12 protein-coding genes are annotated in these 17,721 nt (G+C 41.7%); 9 read left to right on the top strand and 3 right to left on the bottom strand.

Going from position 1 to position 17,721, the window contains the following annotated elements:
- Window position 1 precedes the first annotated feature (1 nt).
- Window positions 2-475, top strand: coding sequence for a biopolymer transporter ExbD (locus tag H6541_03440; GenBank protein ID MCB9014824.1), 474 nt, complete (start codon window positions 2-4; stop codon window positions 473-475).
- Between the two features lie 75 nt (window positions 476-550).
- On the opposite strand, the gene H6541_03435 is transcribed toward H6541_03440, so the two are convergent.
- Window positions 551-1,954, bottom strand: coding sequence for an MBL fold metallo-hydrolase (locus tag H6541_03435; protein MCB9014823.1), 1,404 nt, complete (start codon window positions 1,952-1,954; stop codon window positions 551-553).
- Window positions 1,955-2,140: 186 nt separating this feature from the next.
- Between H6541_03435 and recQ the strand changes: the two genes are divergently transcribed.
- The gene (gene recQ / locus H6541_03430; protein MCB9014822.1) at window positions 2,141-4,315 is read left to right on the top strand and encodes a DNA helicase RecQ; all 2,175 of its coding nucleotides are present in this window, start codon (window positions 2,141-2,143) and stop codon (window positions 4,313-4,315) included.
- A 107-nt stretch (window positions 4,316-4,422) separates the two neighbouring features.
- Here the strand turns inward: recQ and kbl are convergent, their stop codons facing one another.
- Window positions 4,423-5,652, bottom strand: coding sequence for a glycine C-acetyltransferase (gene kbl, locus H6541_03425; GenBank protein ID MCB9014821.1), 1,230 nt, complete (start codon window positions 5,650-5,652; stop codon window positions 4,423-4,425).
- 335 nt (window positions 5,653-5,987) lie between these two features.
- On the opposite strand from kbl, the gene H6541_03420 reads away from it, so the two are divergent.
- The 7 genes from H6541_03420 to H6541_03390 all read left to right on the top strand — a co-directional run bounded on the left by H6541_03420 (window position 5,988) and on the right by H6541_03390 (window position 14,022).
- The gene (locus tag H6541_03420) at window positions 5,988-6,944 is read left to right on the top strand and encodes an NAD-dependent epimerase/dehydratase family protein (protein MCB9014820.1); all 957 of its coding nucleotides are present in this window, start codon (window positions 5,988-5,990) and stop codon (window positions 6,942-6,944) included.
- A gap of 1,062 nt (window positions 6,945-8,006) precedes the next feature.
- On the top strand, window positions 8,007-9,077 hold the full coding sequence (gene mnmA, locus H6541_03415; protein MCB9014819.1) for a tRNA 2-thiouridine(34) synthase MnmA: 1,071 nt from the start codon (window positions 8,007-8,009) through the stop codon (window positions 9,075-9,077).
- A gap of 82 nt (window positions 9,078-9,159) precedes the next feature.
- Window positions 9,160-9,924: a UDP-2,3-diacylglucosamine diphosphatase gene (locus H6541_03410; protein MCB9014818.1), complete on the top strand. Its 765-nt coding sequence runs from the start codon at window positions 9,160-9,162 to the stop codon at window positions 9,922-9,924.
- A 205-nt stretch (window positions 9,925-10,129) separates the two neighbouring features.
- On the top strand, window positions 10,130-10,915 hold the full coding sequence (locus H6541_03405) for a YIP1 family protein (protein ID MCB9014817.1): 786 nt from the start codon (window positions 10,130-10,132) through the stop codon (window positions 10,913-10,915).
- A gap of 96 nt (window positions 10,916-11,011) precedes the next feature.
- Window positions 11,012-12,391, top strand: a complete 1,380-nt coding sequence (locus H6541_03400) for a zinc ribbon domain-containing protein (GenBank protein MCB9014816.1) — start codon at window positions 11,012-11,014, stop codon at window positions 12,389-12,391.
- 17 nt (window positions 12,392-12,408) lie between these two features.
- Entirely contained in the window at window positions 12,409-13,128 is a 720-nt protein-coding gene (locus H6541_03395; protein MCB9014815.1) for a hypothetical protein, read from the top strand.
- Window positions 13,129-13,167: 39 nt separating this feature from the next.
- A complete protein-coding gene (locus tag H6541_03390; protein ID MCB9014814.1) occupies window positions 13,168-14,022 on the top strand; it encodes an AIM24 family protein in 855 nt (284 codons plus the stop codon).
- A gap of 85 nt (window positions 14,023-14,107) precedes the next feature.
- Here H6541_03390 and H6541_03385 read toward each other — a convergent pair whose 3' ends face one another.
- Window positions 14,108-17,719, bottom strand: a complete 3,612-nt coding sequence (locus tag H6541_03385) for a zinc-ribbon domain-containing protein (GenBank protein ID MCB9014813.1) — start codon at window positions 17,717-17,719, stop codon at window positions 14,108-14,110.
- Window positions 17,720-17,721: the final 2 nt, after the last annotated feature.

Here is a 17,721-nt window from a genome sequence, read left to right as displayed (position 1 = left end):
TATGGCACGATTTAAAAAAGAAAAGTCAGGTGAATTACCTGCTATCAGCACTGCTTCGATGCCGGATATTATCTTTATGCTGCTCTTCTTCTTTATGGTAACAACCACCATGCGTGAAGTTACCCTGAAAGTGCGCATTAAAGCCCCCGAAGCCACTGAAGTCCAGAAGCTTGAAAAAAAGGCTCTTGTTAGTTTTATCTACATTGGCCCTCCCATGCAGTCTAAACTTTATGGAACCGAATCGCGTATTCAGCTGAACGACAGTTTCAGAACTGCCGGAGACATCGCAGAGTTTATTTATGCTGAACGTGAAGCCCGCAACGAAGCCGACAGACCTTTACTTACCACTTCAATGAAAGTTGATGGTGAAGTTAGAATGGGTATTGTTACTGATGTTAAACAAGAATTGCGTAAAGTTGGTGCTTTCAAAATCAACTATTCAACCCGCAAAAAAGTGGTGAAATCGCAAGATTAATATTTCATAGTTAATTTAAAAGAGGCTGCTCATTTATTTGAACAGCCTCTTTTTCTTTTATCAATTATCCCTTTTTTACGAAATATTATACTCCTGACCAACCTCAGGTATTTCAACAGAAGGGTAACCGGCTTCTTCAAGCCGCTTGCGGTAAGCTGTTTGCGGACCAATTTCGCCATGAACGAGAAATACTTTTCTGATTTGCTCCTTTTGCTGGCAACCCAGAAAATCCATCATCTCCTTGTAATCGCCATGACCACTAAAAGCTTCAATTCGCTCAATTTTAGCCCTGACTGTATGCAAAACACCAAATATAGAGATTTCCTTATCTCCTCTGATGATTCGGGCTCCCAATGTAGTAGGTGCACAATACCCAACGGCCAGAATAGTATTTCTTTCGTTGCTGATATTATTAGCAATATGATGCTTGATACGCCCGGCTTCCATCATGCCCGATGCAGATATGATAATTGCCGGTTCGTTGATTTCATTCAGCTTTTTTGAGTCTTCCGCTTTTTTAATGTAATGCAAAGTGCTAAATCCAAACGGGTCAGGATCGTTTTCCATTACAGCAAGTACATCAGGATTAAAGCATTCCGGATGCATCCTGAAAATTTCGGTTGCATTCACCGCTAATGGACTATCCACATAAATATTAATACGTGGAAGTAATCCATCGTTATAATAATTATTCAGTACATGCACCAACTCCTGTGTACGACCAATAGCGAATGATGGAATAATAAGTTTTCCCTTTCGTTCAACACAGGTTTCCTGCACAATTCTTAAAAGTTCACCTTCGGCACTCTGCATCGCTGGATGAAGCCTGTCGCCATATGTTGCCTCTGTTATCAGATAGTCACACTGGGGAAAAGGATCAGGCGAACGCAAAATGCGGTTTTCGGGTCGTCCGATATCACCGGTGTATGCAATCCGAATGGTTTTCCCATTTTCCGAAATTTCAAAATTGGCCACACTGCTACCCAACATATGGCCGGTATTGGTAAATTTAACTTTAGTCTCAGCATCAATGTAGAATTTCCTGTTATAGGGAACGCTGATAAAAAGCTCCATACATTTCTCTGCATCAGCTCGTGTATAAAGGGGCTCAACCGGAGGTAATCCCTGGAAACTTCTCTTCTTGTTAAAACGCTCAGTATCACCTTCCTGTATATGCCCGCTGTCAGGCAACATTATGGAACATAAATCGCGGGTTGCGTGGGTGCAAATAACCGACCCCCTGAATCCCAAGCGATAAAAATAGGGAATCAATCCCGAATGGTCTATATGACCATGGGTGAGTACAATGTGATCAACCTCATAAGGCTCAACGCCGATATTACGATTCAGTGAATCAGTTTCAAGACCCTTGCCCTGATAAATTCCGCAGTCGAGCAGAATTTTTTTCCCACCTGAAGTAGTTATCAGATGTTTGCTTCCCGTAACTTCACGAGCCGCACCAAGAAATTTAATTTTCATAGCTCTTTAGAATGTTTATTTCAATTATTTCGTCTAATAGTGCATTATTTCAAAGGTAAGGCTTTTCTGACGTCATACTTAAAATTGAAAAGAAAATGGTAATTTTACTACATATTTAATCCGATCAGGTAATTATTTCTGATATATCGATTTATTCCGCACTATATTTTACCTTCATTATCATCTATGACAGCAGAAACAGTATTAAAAAAGTATTTTGGTTACGACAACTTCAGGCTACACCAGAAAATTGTAATTGACTCCATCATGAACGGAGAAGACTGCCTGGTAATTATGCCAACAGGTGGGGGTAAATCGCTGTGCTATCAAATACCGGCACTAATGCTTGAGGGAGTAACTATTGTTGTTTCACCGCTCATTGCCTTGATGAAAGACCAGGTAGATGCATTGAAAAACAATGGAGTGGCTGCTGAGTTTTTAAACTCGTCACAATCATCTGTCCAACAGCAGAAAGTAATGAGCGAACTGCGTCAGGGCAATCTCAGGTTGTGCTATGTTGCACCGGAAAGGATTTCGGCCGAAAATGCAATCAAGTCTCTGCTTGGAGATACAAAAGTTGCACTTTTTGCCATTGATGAAGCGCACTGCATTTCACACTGGGGGCATGATTTCAGACCAGATTACCTTGCTCTGGGCAAATTAAAGGAACAATTTCCAGATGTGCCGGTAATGGCCCTCACCGCCAGTGCAGATAAACTTACCCGGGATGATATCGTTAAACAACTCCATCTGCAGGGAGACCATCGTTTTATATCTTCATTCAACAGAGCTAATATCTGGTACTTTGTTGAAGATAAATATAAGCTTGATGACTTTTTACCCCAGTATTTGAATAAACAAAAGGAAAATTCGGGAATCATTTATTGTCTATCGCGAAAGTCGACCGAGCAAATGGCTGCAGATCTGAAGGCAATGGGATACAGTGCTGCATGCTACCATGCAGGTATGCAGCGCGAAGAACGACAAAAAGTACAGGATGATTTTATTCATGACCGGATCAAAATTATGGTTGCAACCATCGCATTTGGAATGGGAATAGACAAACCTGATGTGCGATATGTGATTCATGCAGATTTGCCTAAAAACATTGAAAGTTATTATCAGGAAACAGGCAGAGCCGGTCGCGACGGATTAAGAGCTGATGCCATCCTGTTTTATAGTCGTGGCGATGTGGCCAAACTGAGTTATTTTATTGAGCAAAGCGCCGATCCAGCGCATGCAGGTATCATGTACCGGAAACTGGAAAAAATGGCTGCGTTTGCCGAATCGAAAAAATGCCGCAGACAGCAACTGATGAATTATTTTAATGAAACGCATCATGGAATGTGTCACTCCTGCGATATTTGTCTGGATAAATATGTAGTTTATGATGGAACCATTGAAGCCCAGAAAGCGCTGTCAGCGGTTGCCCGGCTAAGTGAAAAATATGGAATAAAAACAACCATTGAATACTTGCTTGGTACTAATTTGCCTAAGTTTACAAGTTTGCAAAAACAGGCTAAAACCTGGGGAATAGGAAAAGATACTACAGAAGCTGCGTGGCAGGATGTTTTTTCACAACTTCTCAGTCAAAAATTAATCGATTTGACCGAAGGACAATACCCCGTTTTAAAACTGAATGATAAAAGTCGGGAAGTGCTCAGGGGAATAACAAAAGTTGAATTTCTGAAATCAACTGTTACAGAAAAACAAAAAGAATTTGCTCAAGACACGGTTGTTGGCAACCATGAATTGCTTCGGAATCTGAAGTATGTGCGCAAACTCATTGCCGATTCAGAAGGAGTTCCTGCCTATATGGTACTGGGCGACACCACCCTGATTGAGCTTTCAGAATATATGCCACAGAATCTGTCTGATTTAAATCAGATAACTGGTTTCGGTGATTTTAAAATTGGTAAATATGGTGCGGAATTTATTGATGTAATCAAAGAGTTTTGCACCGAAAAAGGGCTGGCCAGCAGAATGCATTTAAAAATGCACAAAGCCGGAAAGGGCAGAAGAAGGTCTGCGAAGGCTGGCACAGTTAAAAAAAAGCAATCTGCTCCACCCAAGACCGGGAAACAATCTCTTGAATTATTCAGGCAAGGCAAAACCATTGCAGAAATAGCTATTGAACGTCAGTTTGCCACTTCCACCATCTATTCTCACTTGATTGGATTTCTGTCAAGCGGGGAGGTGGGTCTGAATGAAATAGTTTCCCCATCAAAAGTGCCTGTAATCCGCTCGGCCATCAAACAACATGGCACTTTTTCGCTTCGCACACTTAAAGATGAATTAGGCGACGCCTATGAGTTTTACGAAATAAGAGCTGTTATAGAAGCAGACAAAACCGCAGAATAATCCTCCAATGAAGCAGAAAGGCTCCCCTCTCCGGGAAGCCTTTCTGCAAAAATTGCGTAATATTTGCAGCACATTGACCCTTTATTCAGGCAGGGCCATGCACTCACTTAGTTACAGTTGCAGCCGCAGCAGCATCCGCCTTCGTTGCTTTTAATAACCCCTAATTCTTTACCGACTTTAGTAAAAGCAGCAATACATTTATCAAGATGTTCACGGGTATGCGCTGCAGACACCTGAACGCGGATACGCGCCTGACCTTTAGGCACTACAGGATAATAGAACCCGATGACATAAATACCCTCTTCGAGCAGTTTTGCAGCCATTTCCTGCGATAGCTTGGCATCATAAAGCATAACGGCAACAATAGCACTTTTGGTAGGTTTGCAGTCGAAACCTGCTTCCATCATTTTTTCACTGAAATAAGCTGTATTCTCATGAAGACGATCCTGAAGCTCGTTGGTTTCGCTCATCATATCAAACATTTTGATACCGGCGGCTGCTACAACAGGAGGAATAGAATTTGAGAACAGATAAGGGCGTGAACGCTGGCGAAGCATTTCAATCACTTCCTTTTTACCAGTAGTAAAACCACCAATTGCGCCACCAAATGCCTTGCCTAAGGTACCTGTTATGATTTCAACTTGTCCGCGAAGGTTATGAAGTTCTGTCACACCACGGCCAGTTTTGCCAACAACACCAGCTGAATGACACTCATCAACCATAATCATGGCATCATATTTTTGGGCAAGTGCATGAATTTCATCCATTTTAGCAACATTTCCATCCATTGAAAATACGCCATCGGTAACAATTAACCTGAAGCGCTGTGCCTGAGCCTGTTTAAGTTGTTCTTCCAAATCAGCCATATCGCTGTTGGCATAACGATAACGATGCGCTTTACAAAGTCTTACACCATCAATAATGGAGGCATGATTCAGTGAATCGGAGATAATGGCATCGTCTTCTCCAAGCAGAGGTTCAAATACACCTCCGTTGGCATCAAAACAAGCTGCATAAAGAATAGTGTCTTCGGTGCCGAAAAATTCGGCAATCTTAGCTTCCAGTTCTTTATGTAAATCCTGAGTACCACAAATAAAGCGCACGGATGACAAACCATAACCATGTGAATCAAGTGCCTGCTTGGCTGCAGCAATCAGTTTAGGATTATTTGAAAGACCTAAATAGTTGTTCGCGCAAAAGTTTAAAACTTCAGCGCCACTGTTAACTTTGATTTCAGCTCCCTGGGGAGTGATAATAATGCGTTCGTTCTTGTATAATCCGGCTTCTTTGATGTCGGATATCTCTTTCTGGAGAAATTCCTGGAATCTGGTGTACATATTATTTTGAGTTTATTGTTGTTGATTTCTGCGGCAAATATAGAAGTTTATCTCTTGAGGAGAGCTGAAAAACAGTGAAATAGTTCGTCAGAAATTAATGAATGTCCTTGAAAACACCATGAACTGCCAAATTGCAAAGGGTTAAAGCGCAATCGATTGCAATAATTGAATAACGGTATTCACATTTTTTTTGTGAATCCGTTCACAAAACATTTTTAAAAGTTTTCAAGGGAATCTTAAAGTATTACATTTGCAGCCTGAAATCACAGGAATTACAAACAAGCGGACAGGTAAAATCCGTAACAATACACTGTATCACAACTAATTGCTTTCAAATGAAGAATATATTGGTTATTGGCTCTTTTGGCCAGATTGGTTCTGAACTCACTCCTGAACTAAGAAAACGATATGGCACCGACCATGTAGTAGCAGCAGACCTTTGCCCTAAAAAAAACGCCTTAACAGATGGCCCTGTTGAAAAACTCGATGTGACTGATAGTGCAGCACTTCATTCAATTGTGAAGAAATATAAAATTGACACCATTTATAATCTGGCCGCTATTCTTTCCGCTGTTGGAGAGAAAAATCCGATGCTGGCATGGAACATTGGGGTAAATGGTATGCTTAACTGCCTCGAAGCCGGACGCGAGCTTGGCTGTGCAGTGTTTACACCCAGCTCAATTGCTGCTTTTGGTCCTGAAACACCTGCCGACCAAACGCCCCAGGATACTGTTCAGCGCCCCGGAACAATGTACGGTGTAACAAAAGTTACAGGTGAACTCATGAGTGATTATTACTTTAAAAAGTATGGTGTTGACACCCGTTCGGTTCGCTACCCCGGCATTATTTCCAATGGCACCTTACCCGGAGGCGGGACTACGGATTATGCCGTTGAAATTTATTATGAAGCCATCAAACATTGTAGTTATATTTCGCCTCTTCAGGCCGGCACTTTCCTTGATATGATGTATATGCCCGATGCCATTGATGCAGCTATTAACCTGATGGAAGCGGATCCTTCACGACTCAAACACCGGAATTCATTCAATATTTCTGCGATGAGTATTGACCCTGAAATGATTGCAGCTGAAATTAAAAAACACATTCCGTCATTTCAACTCTCATATGAAGTTGAGCCAGTAAAACAAGGCATTGCCAATTCATGGCCCAATAGTATGGATGATAGCTGTGCGCGCCAGGAATGGAACTGGAAGCCAAACTGGAACTTGCAGGAAATGACCGCAGATATGCTGAAAGTAATTGGAGAAAAATTTGCGAAGGGGTTGATCTAGAAAATCCTAATCCTGCTCATTTGACTTCATACTCCCTGTTTCGGATTGCACATTTCCTACGATGAGCTCACTTCGACTGGTTGAAGAATGCGAAATAAAGTATGCTTTTGAATTTTTTCAGTACAGAATTGTCAAACATTTAAGAATACGGAGGCTATCTAACCAAACAGATAGCCTCTGTTTTTTATTGTGAAATCACATATTTCGGAAATGAACTGCCCTGCCTGTTTTGCAAGCGGTACAAATAACCATCCTGAATAGAGGTAGAGGAATAATTACAGATGTCTTTCACTTCTCCCTGGCACTCCTTCCATATTATTTTTGTATCCCGGGTATAGCCTCAACCAACAAAAAGTATAAGAAACAAAATATTTAAATTAAGTGTGCTTTTTCTAAACAAGAAAAAGGTTCATTCAGAATTATTAGGAATGAACCGGATGATACATCATTTTTGAATAACCATTTTATCCTGCTGGCACACATTGCTGACTTTGTTGATTTTCAACATACACCACCTTATGAACACAGCAGGTATCCTATATCTGCTGCACTTGACTGACTGATAAACTGGAGAAAAATTATTACAAGCGTAACATCGTTTATTAATATTTGCAAATGAGCTTTAACTTCTCTAATTATCATTAAACTCAAGAAGATAAAAATACAGGTAGTTCTATCCCTTATAATTTCCATTTCTTATTCTGAAATTTTGAGGAAGTGGATGGTATTTGTTTGATTTTAAAGACATTATATTTTATGAATGAATAATAACCAGTAATTATTGGTTCATACAAAATCAGTTAAAGCTATATGGAAATATTCTTAATTGCAAGTTGGGTAATTGTCGGTCATCATAGGTCATGATATGATTTAAGCCCACCATTATTTTTAAAAAGCCGAGCACACGAATGTTCTTTTTACATGAATCAGCATATAAAAATGTAATTTTGCAGCAAGTTTTTTTTTAATTCATGAAAAGGCAACCCTAATTTTGGAAGCCGGTTTTTTAATAGTCAACCTGGACGCTTATGCATACAGGCAGGCTTTAGACTTTTTACTTATATGAACATCGCTGCCCTCGTTTCCGGCGGAGTTGACAGCTCCGTAATGCTCCACCTGCTGAAAGAGCAAGGGTATGAGCCTGTAATCTTTTATATCCTTATCGGGATGAAAGACAAAGAAGGGTTCCTTGACTGCCCTTCGGAAGAAGATATTGAAATTACCACCTGGCTCTCGAAAAAGTACGGACTCAGAATGGAAGTAGTTACCCTGCAGGAGGAATATTGGGACAACGTAGTGGCTTATACACTTGATTCGGTGAAAAAAGGGCTGACGCCAAACCCTGATGTTATGTGCAACCGGCTGATTAAATTTGGTAGTTTCAATGAAAAATACGGCAAGGATTTCGATTTTCTGGCTACCGGTCATTACGCATCCACCAGCTTCATAAACGAAACCAAATATCTGACAACTGCCAAAGACAAATTTAAGGATCAGACCGATTTTTTGGCTCAGATAACCTATGCTCAATTGCAAAAGCTGATGTTTCCTGTGGGCAATCTCACAAAACCGGAAGTCAGGCAGATAGCCAATGAGGTAAGAATGCCCAGTGCCGGCCGCAAAGACAGTCAGGGCATCTGCTTTCTGGGAAAGGTCAATTACAACGACTTTCTTCGCCGGTACATTGGCGAAAAAGAAGGAAATATCGTTGAACTGGAAACGGGCAAAATTTTGGGAAAACACAAAGGTTACTGGTTCCATACCATTGGCCAGCGAAAAGGACTTGGCCTTAGCCTTGGACCATGGTTTGTGGTAAAAAAAGACGCACAGGAAAACGTAATTTATGTGTCAAACGGCTACGATCCACTCACCCAATACAGCAATACCATCCGCCTGAGCGGCTTTCACTTTATCTCAGGAAATCCTTGGGAAAATCTGGACACACCCCGGCCTGTTACATTTAAAATCAGGCATACCCCCGATTTTACCAAAGGAATACTTCAGATGAAAAACAACCAGATAGTGATTGAATCTGAAATTCCTGTTTCAGGAATTGCTGCCGGACAATTTGGAGTTGTATATGACGAACAGAGTGAAATCTGTTATGGCAGCGGTGAAATTGACTGGCAATAATTGAAGATTTACAATTTCTTAACCCTCGTATAATTTGCACTTAACAGTGCCAGTGTAAACTTGCAATAAATTTTATGAACTATTGCAGGTAAAACATCATAAATGCATTGTAATCTCCGACGTTCATCTGGGAACCAAAAACTCAGGTGTAAAACAGCTTGTCAGATTCTTAAAGAATAACAGCTGCGAAACACTGATTTTGAATGGGGATATTATTGATGGCTGGCAATTGAAAAAGTCGGGTAAATGGCGCAAAAAACACAGCCGTTTCCTGAAACTCATCATTAAAATACTTGACACAAAAAATACCAGGATTATATACATCATGGGTAACCACGATGATTTTCTTGATGAATTTCTGCCTTTTGAGTTTGGCCGTTTTTTAATCACACGTGACTATATTTACGAATCAGCCGGCAAGAGATTTTATATTTGCCATGGCGATATTTTCGACCATATCACCTCACAGTTCAGGTTTATAGCGCACCTTGGAGATATGGGCTATACCCTTTTGCTTTGGCTAAACAGGCGGATAAACCATCGACGGCAACGTAAAGGGCTTCCTTATTTTTCCATTTCGCAACAGATTAAACATAAAGTGAAGCAGGCAGTCTCCTTTATCAGTGATTTTGAAACTACATTATGCAGGCTGGCAGAAACAAAAAAATGCCATGGAGTCATTTGTGGACATATACATCAACCCGATAATAAATTCCTGAATGAAATTCATTATCTGAATTCAGGCGACTGGGTTGAAAGCTATACGGCTTTAACAGAAGACTTTGCGGGCAACTGGAGCATTGTAAGGTATGCAGAATGGCTTACAGAAAACAGTGTTTCGGTATAAAAAGCCGATATTTAAACGCCTGTTTTTTGCCTGCTATTAAGATTAAGTATAAATAGGACGGTGCTATTGCCAACACCAACATGATTCGGTATTTTTGTTTTCATAACTCTATTTTCTGCCTTTACCAGCTATACTTCCACGCACTTCCTGCTCGTATTATTCAGTCATTATACATTGGGATTTTTATAACCTTAACAAATAACTTATGAAATTTTGTCCAAATTGTGGTGCAGAACTTAAACCTGAAGCCAAATTCTGCGCAGCCTGTGGAACCCCTATTGCAGCATCCACACCTCCTCCTGCTCAGTCACAACCTGTTTATCAGGAACCAGTGTATGAGCAGGCCAGAGAAGCCGGCAATGCTTTTTCGGAAGCCATTACCGGTAAAACCAACCTGATTCAGAGGGTAATCAACATTTTGACCAAACCTAAACAGGAATGGGCTGCCATTGCAAATGAAGAGCCCAATACCATGAAACTAATAGGTGGTTACGCGCTGATACTGGCCCTGATTCCAGCTTTATCATCTTTTATCAAATACGGAGTAATAGGATTTACATTTATGGGCTATACTTCACGAAGTATAGCATCCGGAATTCAAACCGGTCTTATCCAGTTTCTTTCAGCAATAGTTGGCGTTTATCTGTTAGCATGGGTCATCGATATGCTTGCACCTACCTTTGATTCACAAAAGAATTTTGGCCGTTCATTACAGCTTGCCGTTTACTCTTCTACCCCTCAATGGGTTGCAGGCATATTGCTTTTAATTGGAACCGGATTCAGCGTACTTATTATGCTTATCGGGCTTTATGCAATTTACCTGCTTGCGGTAGGTATGCCAATTATTAAAAGCACACCTAAGGAAAAAGTTGTTGGCTATGTTGTACTGACAATTGTTGCCATGATAGTTATAGGCCTCCTGATGGCCCTTGTTTTTGGCGCTGTCATGGGTATTTTCTTTGTAAGTAGTGCTGGCGGATTCAGATTTTAACAGCCTTTTCTTTATTATAAGGCCTTTCAGTAACACTCCCTTCACAGAGGAAAAAACTGAAAGGCTTTATTTAATGTTTAATTAAAACCTTTTCCCATGAAATTCTGCCCCCAATGTGGAACTCCGCTTGAGCCAGGCTCAAGGTTCTGTCAGGAATGTGGATTTGACATCACAAGTCTTGAAACGGTTGAACAGGAAGTGTCTTTCACCGATGAAAACAGGGATGAGCAACCAGACATTCCTCCCGTTGTTCATAATGATGTTTCAGAAAAAGCACATGAAACAGAGTTGGCCTCCTGCCCGCAATGTGGAGTAAAATTGGCTGCCGAAGACCGGTTTTGCCAGGAATGCGGATTTGATACTTCAGGCATAAAGCCGTTAACTGAAAAGGTTTCACATTTAGAGGAAACAACATCTGCACCCGGAGATATAATAACAGATGAAACTACGAAGGCCCCACCTGTAGCAGACACATCGGCCAATGCCTTCTGTTCAGGGTGCGGTGCACCCATGACCCCGGGTGATGCATTTTGCCAGGAATGCGGTGCAGGAATAAACACCGCAACCACTGCAACTGCGGCACCTCCCCCACCAGCAAAGCCAGTGCCTCCGGTCAGGCCGCAGCCCAGTCCCGCTGAATTTCAGCCGGTAAACCCTCCTCCGGTAACAAATCAAACTTCAGCTGCTTTCAATGTTTCGGTCAATCAAGCGCCTGCAAGCACATCACCAAAAAAGAAAAAAGGCCTGCTGATTGTTTTGCTTGGTCTGCTGGCACTTGCTGTTCTCGGTGCAGGAGGATGGCTGGCTTATGACAAATACATGAAAAGCCCTGCAGTTCCCGTGGTGGACTCAACCCTTGCAGCCGTTCAACAGGAAACAAGCGTGGTTGAAACTCAAATGCCTGACACCTCAGAAATGGCAATAAATCAGGCACCTGAAACACAAATTACCACACAGCAGCAAACTACATCTGCCAAGCAAACCACACCTAAAAAACCTGCACCGAAAAAACAATCAACTGTACCTCAAAAAACTGAGCCACAGCAAGAACCTCCGGTACAGAACAATGAACCGTTAAAGGTTAAAATCAAACCAACAGGAGCCAAAACGGGCAGGATAATTTTAAGCATACACAATAACAATGATGTCAAAAGCGGGCCACTTTTTGCCAGCAAATTAAAACTCGACAAGGCATTTATTATCACAAAAATTACCACCTACCATCACAACTGGGGGAAAGGGGCTCAACCGGGAACTATTTCGCTGCAGCGCAAAAAAGAAACATTTGGCCCATGGCAGGCGCGCGGGGCGGCCGGAGATGACGGGACCCCTAATGGCAAGTGGATTTGCGAACCAAACATAAGGCTCGATGATGGCAACTATAAAGTTTCAGTCTCTGATGATAAATCATGGTCCTATAATTCACAGTCAGGCCAGAAAGGGTTTGTTGTTATTGAGGGCTATGAGGCTGAATAATTAAAAACTGAACAGATATGCAAACAAAACCGCCTAATCTTCAGTGGAGAGTTGTCAGAATATGGACGGTTTTTACATTCCTCTTTCTACTCGGCTGTTTTACACCCGGTTTTTTTAACATCGATGGCATGGATGGCGGATTCGCTATCATTACCATTTGCGGTTTTCTGGTTATCTGCGGCCTGGTTGTCATTGGGGTTTACCGCTATCGGGCCCGGCAGCTCGACAACATGCTTATGAGCGATCAGAATCTGGCCTGGTGGGAAATTGAAAAGCCTCTTTGGAATGATTTTATCTCGCTTGATTTTGCCAAAGATAAAGCCATCAGCAAAGGCACTTTTTTACTGATTTCTATTATTTCAGGAGTACTAGGTGTCGTATTAAGCCTCATTTTTAAGGATATAATGATGCTTTATATTTGCCTTGGAATTATAGTTTTCCTGATAATTCCGGCTTTTACCTTTCCTTATTTCAGAAAAAGAAAAAAGCTAAGGAGTCCGGCTCTGGTAATTGTTTCAGAAAACTCGGTTTATGTAGGTGGAACATATTTCAATTGGGACATTCTCGGAGCCCGGCTTAAGCACGTTCAGTTAAACGCCACTGAACACCCGGCCATTCTCCAGTTTAACATGAGATATCCGGCCCGAACCGGCATTGAAAACTATGAAATAAGAGTGCCTGTTCCTGCAAACAAACTTCAGGAAGCTTATGCATTGCAGGCTCATTTTGGATTTTAACAGTACAGCAATCTAATGCAAACTTAAAAACTACATATTATGGCTTTTTGTGGAAATTGTGGAACACGCCTTAAAGATGGAGCAGTATTTTGTCATGAATGCGGTTCGCGACAGGATGCCGGAGCTGCTCCTCCGGTGCAACAAACAATGGCAGCACCTCAACCTGTAAATCAACCTCAGGCATATCAGGCTCCAGCTCAGACCTTGCCTTCAAAAGTTCATTTCAGTATTGAAGAAAAAGAAATGCTGAAAATGGTAAAGGTAGAAATGCAGAACGCCACTATCCGCTGCGAAGCCGGGGCGATGTATTACATGTTGGGAAATCTTGAAATAGAATCGAAAATGCCTTCGGCAGGTGGCTTGCTAAAATCAATGGTTACCAAGGAAACAGCCTTTAAACCAACCATAAAAGGAACTGGCACTGTTTATCTTGAACCAAGTTTTGGGATGTTTACTATTCTTGAACTTAACAATGAGCAATGGATTTTGGACAAGGGCGCTTATTATGCTTCAGAGATGGGCATTGAGGTTGGAATGTGGACCAACAAAGCTGTTTCCGGATTATTCTCGGGTGAAGGATTCTTCCAGACTCAGGTATCAGGTACAGGCAAAGTGATTGTTGTTTCAAATGGTCCGCTTGAAGAAATTGTACTAAATAATGATAAACTCGTTGTTGACGGATCATTTGCCGTTGCCCGTACAGCCGGCATTCAATTCACTGTTAACAAGGCAACCAAAGGCCTCTTTTCATCGTGGACTTCAGGTGAAGGGATTGTCAATACTTTTACAGGTACAGGGAAAGTGCTCATTGCTCCGGCAGCCAACCGATATGTAAGCCTGATGAATTATCTGGGTTCGATATACAGAAGCGTTTTGTCTATCAGAAATAAATAATCTGGTCACACATTACACCCCCATATCAGTCGGCGCAGACAGAACAACTGGTATGTACAACCACTGTTCCGGCTGATATTGGTTTTTATACCAACCGATAACCGCATTTATTGCAGAATTTTGCATCCCTCTTAAGTTGATTGCCGCATTTGGGGCAATATTTTAACTTTTCCTGGTTACTTTCAACCTTTTGATGCACTTGTTCAACAGATGGTATAACAGTATTCGCATTTGCCTGCCTCTCTATGGAAGTTGAGGAATTCAATGGATTTGAAATGCGTTGCGCATTGGAAGTTACCACAACCTTATGCCGTTTTCTGCGCCGAACAACCAGAAACAAGACAACAAGTACGGCCAAACCACCCAAGCCAACCCCGGCATATAATAATCTCTTATCATATCTCGCTTCTGTATCATTCGCCTGATTAATATTTACCTGCGGATTGGCCTCCATCGTTGATATTATTTCAGAGGCCGCCCCGGCAGCTTTTGTAACGTTAACTGAAGCACTGACCAAAGCCTCTGAGCGTTTGTTCCACCCGGTTTGTAAAGTCACATCAGCAGGATTCCCGATAATAGCCAAAGCCATAGTGGTAATGCTCATCAAACGATCCTCATAGCTATTTCGGTCATTATTCATTTGTGTAAACTGCTCAGGATAGGCCACTGCCATCCACGACAATGCCTGTTTGTTTTGTTGAAACCACTGGCTAAATGCGCCGAATCCGTTGTAAAACTGATTCAAAACCTTTGCAGGAAGCTTTCCACCTGTTAGTTTTAAATCCTGTGGAGAAAGAGCGGGCACGCCTTTGAGTATATTTATCGTTGAACCGTTTTCTGCAAGGGCAGAAGGAAAAAGAGTAAAAGATGACTCGCTGTTATCAGCAATCGGATTCATTACGCCCTGCTCAATACATTTATTTGCATAAATCAGGGCAGCATCACTTTCTGCCCAGAGATTCCGCAGGCTGGTAAACTCCAAAGCCAGGCTTGATGTGTGATAAGCAGCATTCAGCACATTCTTGGCTTTATCAATATATTCAAGATGTTTTTCAATTGCAGCATAGTTAACAGTGTATGCATCAAAAATAATTACAGCTCCCTTAGCCACCAAATCAGCGAAAAGATCGGTATACGCCTTAAAGTCGTCCAGATTAAGTCGCCAGGCAGCAACACTCGAATATTGCGCCCGGATTTCAGTTGACCTGTCGCGCAGAGCAAGCTGGAGTTGTTCGTACACCGCATGTACCTTACGGGGATCCTGCTCCAGTAATTTAAGCACCTCCAATGTTTGCCCGGCATAATATTGTTTTTTAATCATATCGCCAATTATGCCACGGGTAGGACTGTAATAAACCACCGCATCAACAACTGCATCCAGCATTTTTTTCTGTGTTTCAGTAAGTGCATAATTGGCCGCATGCCCCAGCAGACGATAATACTCATCTCCGGGCAGTTGCTTTATCTGGGCAACTATCGCAAGCAAAAACTCAGTTGCCTTGCCTTTTTTGGCAACTTCTTCTGAAATTCCAGTTAAAGAATTGTCAATATAACCGCTTAAATCTATACCAGCAGCCTTCAGTTTTTGGGCGTTCTCTGTATTCGCCAGTTTATTGAATATCTTTTCGTTAAACTTGTATTTTTCGGCGGCAAAGAACACCAGAAATTTAACGGCTTCATAAGCCTGCTCTCCAAATACATTGGCGCAATCGCTGACATACCTTGATGAACCCTTGATATTGGTCATAAGCATACCAATAATGTGAAGCTTTTCCTGAATAAATAAAGCATCCTGGTAATTTCCGGAACAAAGTTCCTGCTCCATGTTTAAAAGTTTAGCCAAAACCTTCTCTTTAAATGCCAGGCCGTGCAAGGTCTGGTTCAGAGAGGATTCACCAGCAGCTTCAGATGACATCACTTCGGTATCACCACCTGCAAGCAGGCTCAACGCCTCGGTAAGCGCACCCTTATGCCTGCCCGTAAGATCTGCAATCTTTGCCTCAAGCGGCTCAAGGCTGAGTCTTCGCTCATAATCGCCTGAGTAAAGCCGCATTTTACCCTCAAAATCGCGCACAATTAACTTATATTTCCCGGCAGCATCTGTAATGGCAGCATACCCACCCTTTTCATTTTCAAGCATCCGGATAAACATTTCCCTGTCATTCATAAAAAACAGGTCAAATTTCTTCTGAAACTCAGCCCGATCAAAATTGCGGCTCGCCAGAAATACAACGGCATCGTTGACCGCCGTTTTTTTGTCAGGGCTAGTGAGGTAACTTTCAGGAAGTAATGCGTAAATACTGCTTTCAAGATTATAGTATTCCATTTGAGGCAACAAAACCTTATAAGGCGTCATCTCCATGCCAGGCTTAAGAATGAACATGTCCTGTTCAAGCGTTTTATACACCATAAGTTCTGTCTGGGTTGTTTCGGTTCTTTCTTTTAACGAAACATAGCTGGCTTTCAATAAGAAAAGATCGTAATTGTCATATAAACCCTTTGTGTTCTCTCCTCTTTTCTCCTCTGTAGCCTTAATTAATGGAGCTTCAATTACAGCAACTGCATTCCCTGATGCGTTGGTTACTGTTTCCACCGACAGAACTTTCAGGTTGCGTGGTATAGACCAGTTCACGTTTTTTCCACCTACCGGTTGTCCGTTTTCATCTTCAAAATGGAAAACAGCTTTTGTTCTGCTGCGTCCATCACCAACAATTTTATCTTGGCTAAGTACAATACCGGTTTTCTCTGTTTTAACCAATTCAGCTTCCGTAACAGACTTCTCATTCGCTCTTCGGGTTCCGGCATATTCAAATAATACAGGAGGAATATAAACAAAAACACCGTGGTTGGGCATAGGCATATAGGCTGAGGGCATCCCGTTTTCGCGAATATTAAAGTTTTCGTAATACTTTGCTTCCTTTTCAGGCGGTCCGAGATAAGCCTTCTTAAACCCTGTCATACCGGCCATTTTACCCATGGCATCATTAAATTCGGTAAAATTCTCATTCGTGAATAAAATAGTATTGGATTCACTGGCAGATGCTGAGGCTTCGCCAAAAGTTCCTTCACCACCACTGGTAATATCAAGTATCCACGATGATTGTCCGGTAATATCACGTCCATAGTAAACCCCTGGGATAATGTTTCCATTCCGGCCATCGGTATCTTTGCTGATTTCGATCTTTGCCTTTCCCCTGATTCCATTTAATTCACAAACAATGTAAACGAAATTATCGCCCTCTTTCTGAGGAATAAGTGCAACAGGATTAAGTCCTTCTTTAAACGTTTCAAGTGTTATATCAGTGGCCAGTTTCTGATTAGCCTGGTAATCAGCAGAACCAACTGATCTGGCCAAAAATTTCTGCATGAAACGAAACATGAAATAAACCATCCGCTGCGACGATTTAACAGGAGTTCCAAACATAGGAGCCGTAAACTTTACCATGGCCACTCCTGACTTCATGCTGAATTTTAGCTCGTCAGGAAAGCCCGAACTAACACGAATACTAACAGTTCCATTCACAGATTGGATTATTTCCCCATCATAATTGCGTGCAGTAACAACAATGGTCGTAAAATCATCGCCATCGCCCCTAAGCAGGGTTTTACCAGGTTGAACATGAATCCGGAAAGCATCCTGAGAAAAACCGGAATAAAATAACAGAGCGAGGATGAAAGTGTATAAAAAATGTTTCATAG

This window comes from Lentimicrobiaceae bacterium (assembly GCA_020636745.1).
In the GTDB taxonomy this organism is placed as follows: domain Bacteria; phylum Bacteroidota; class Bacteroidia; order Bacteroidales; family Lentimicrobiaceae; genus Lentimicrobium.
This window is presented reverse-complemented; position numbering and strand designations above follow the sequence as displayed.

Excerpts from the sequence above, each read along its gene's own strand:
- H6541_03440 (MCB9014824.1), top strand. The coding sequence starts at position 2 with ATGGCACGATTTAAAAAAGAAAAGTCAGGTGAATTACCTGCTATCAGC.
- H6541_03435 (MCB9014823.1), bottom strand. The coding sequence starts at position 1,954 with ATGAAAATTAAATTTCTTGGTGCGGCTCGTGAAGTTACGGGAAGCAAA.
- recQ (MCB9014822.1), top strand. The coding sequence starts at position 2,141 with ATGACAGCAGAAACAGTATTAAAAAAGTATTTTGGTTACGACAACTTC.
- kbl (MCB9014821.1), bottom strand. The coding sequence starts at position 5,652 with ATGTACACCAGATTCCAGGAATTTCTCCAGAAAGAGATATCCGACATC.
- H6541_03420 (MCB9014820.1), top strand. The coding sequence starts at position 5,988 with ATGAAGAATATATTGGTTATTGGCTCTTTTGGCCAGATTGGTTCTGAA.
- mnmA (MCB9014819.1), top strand. The coding sequence starts at position 8,007 with ATGAACATCGCTGCCCTCGTTTCCGGCGGAGTTGACAGCTCCGTAATG.
- H6541_03405 (MCB9014817.1), top strand. The coding sequence starts at position 10,130 with ATGAAATTTTGTCCAAATTGTGGTGCAGAACTTAAACCTGAAGCCAAA.
- H6541_03400 (MCB9014816.1), top strand. The coding sequence starts at position 11,012 with ATGAAATTCTGCCCCCAATGTGGAACTCCGCTTGAGCCAGGCTCAAGG.
- H6541_03395 (MCB9014815.1), top strand. The coding sequence starts at position 12,409 with ATGCAAACAAAACCGCCTAATCTTCAGTGGAGAGTTGTCAGAATATGG.
- H6541_03390 (MCB9014814.1), top strand. The coding sequence starts at position 13,168 with ATGGCTTTTTGTGGAAATTGTGGAACACGCCTTAAAGATGGAGCAGTA.
- H6541_03385 (MCB9014813.1), bottom strand. The coding sequence starts at position 17,719 with ATGAAACATTTTTTATACACTTTCATCCTCGCTCTGTTATTTTATTCC.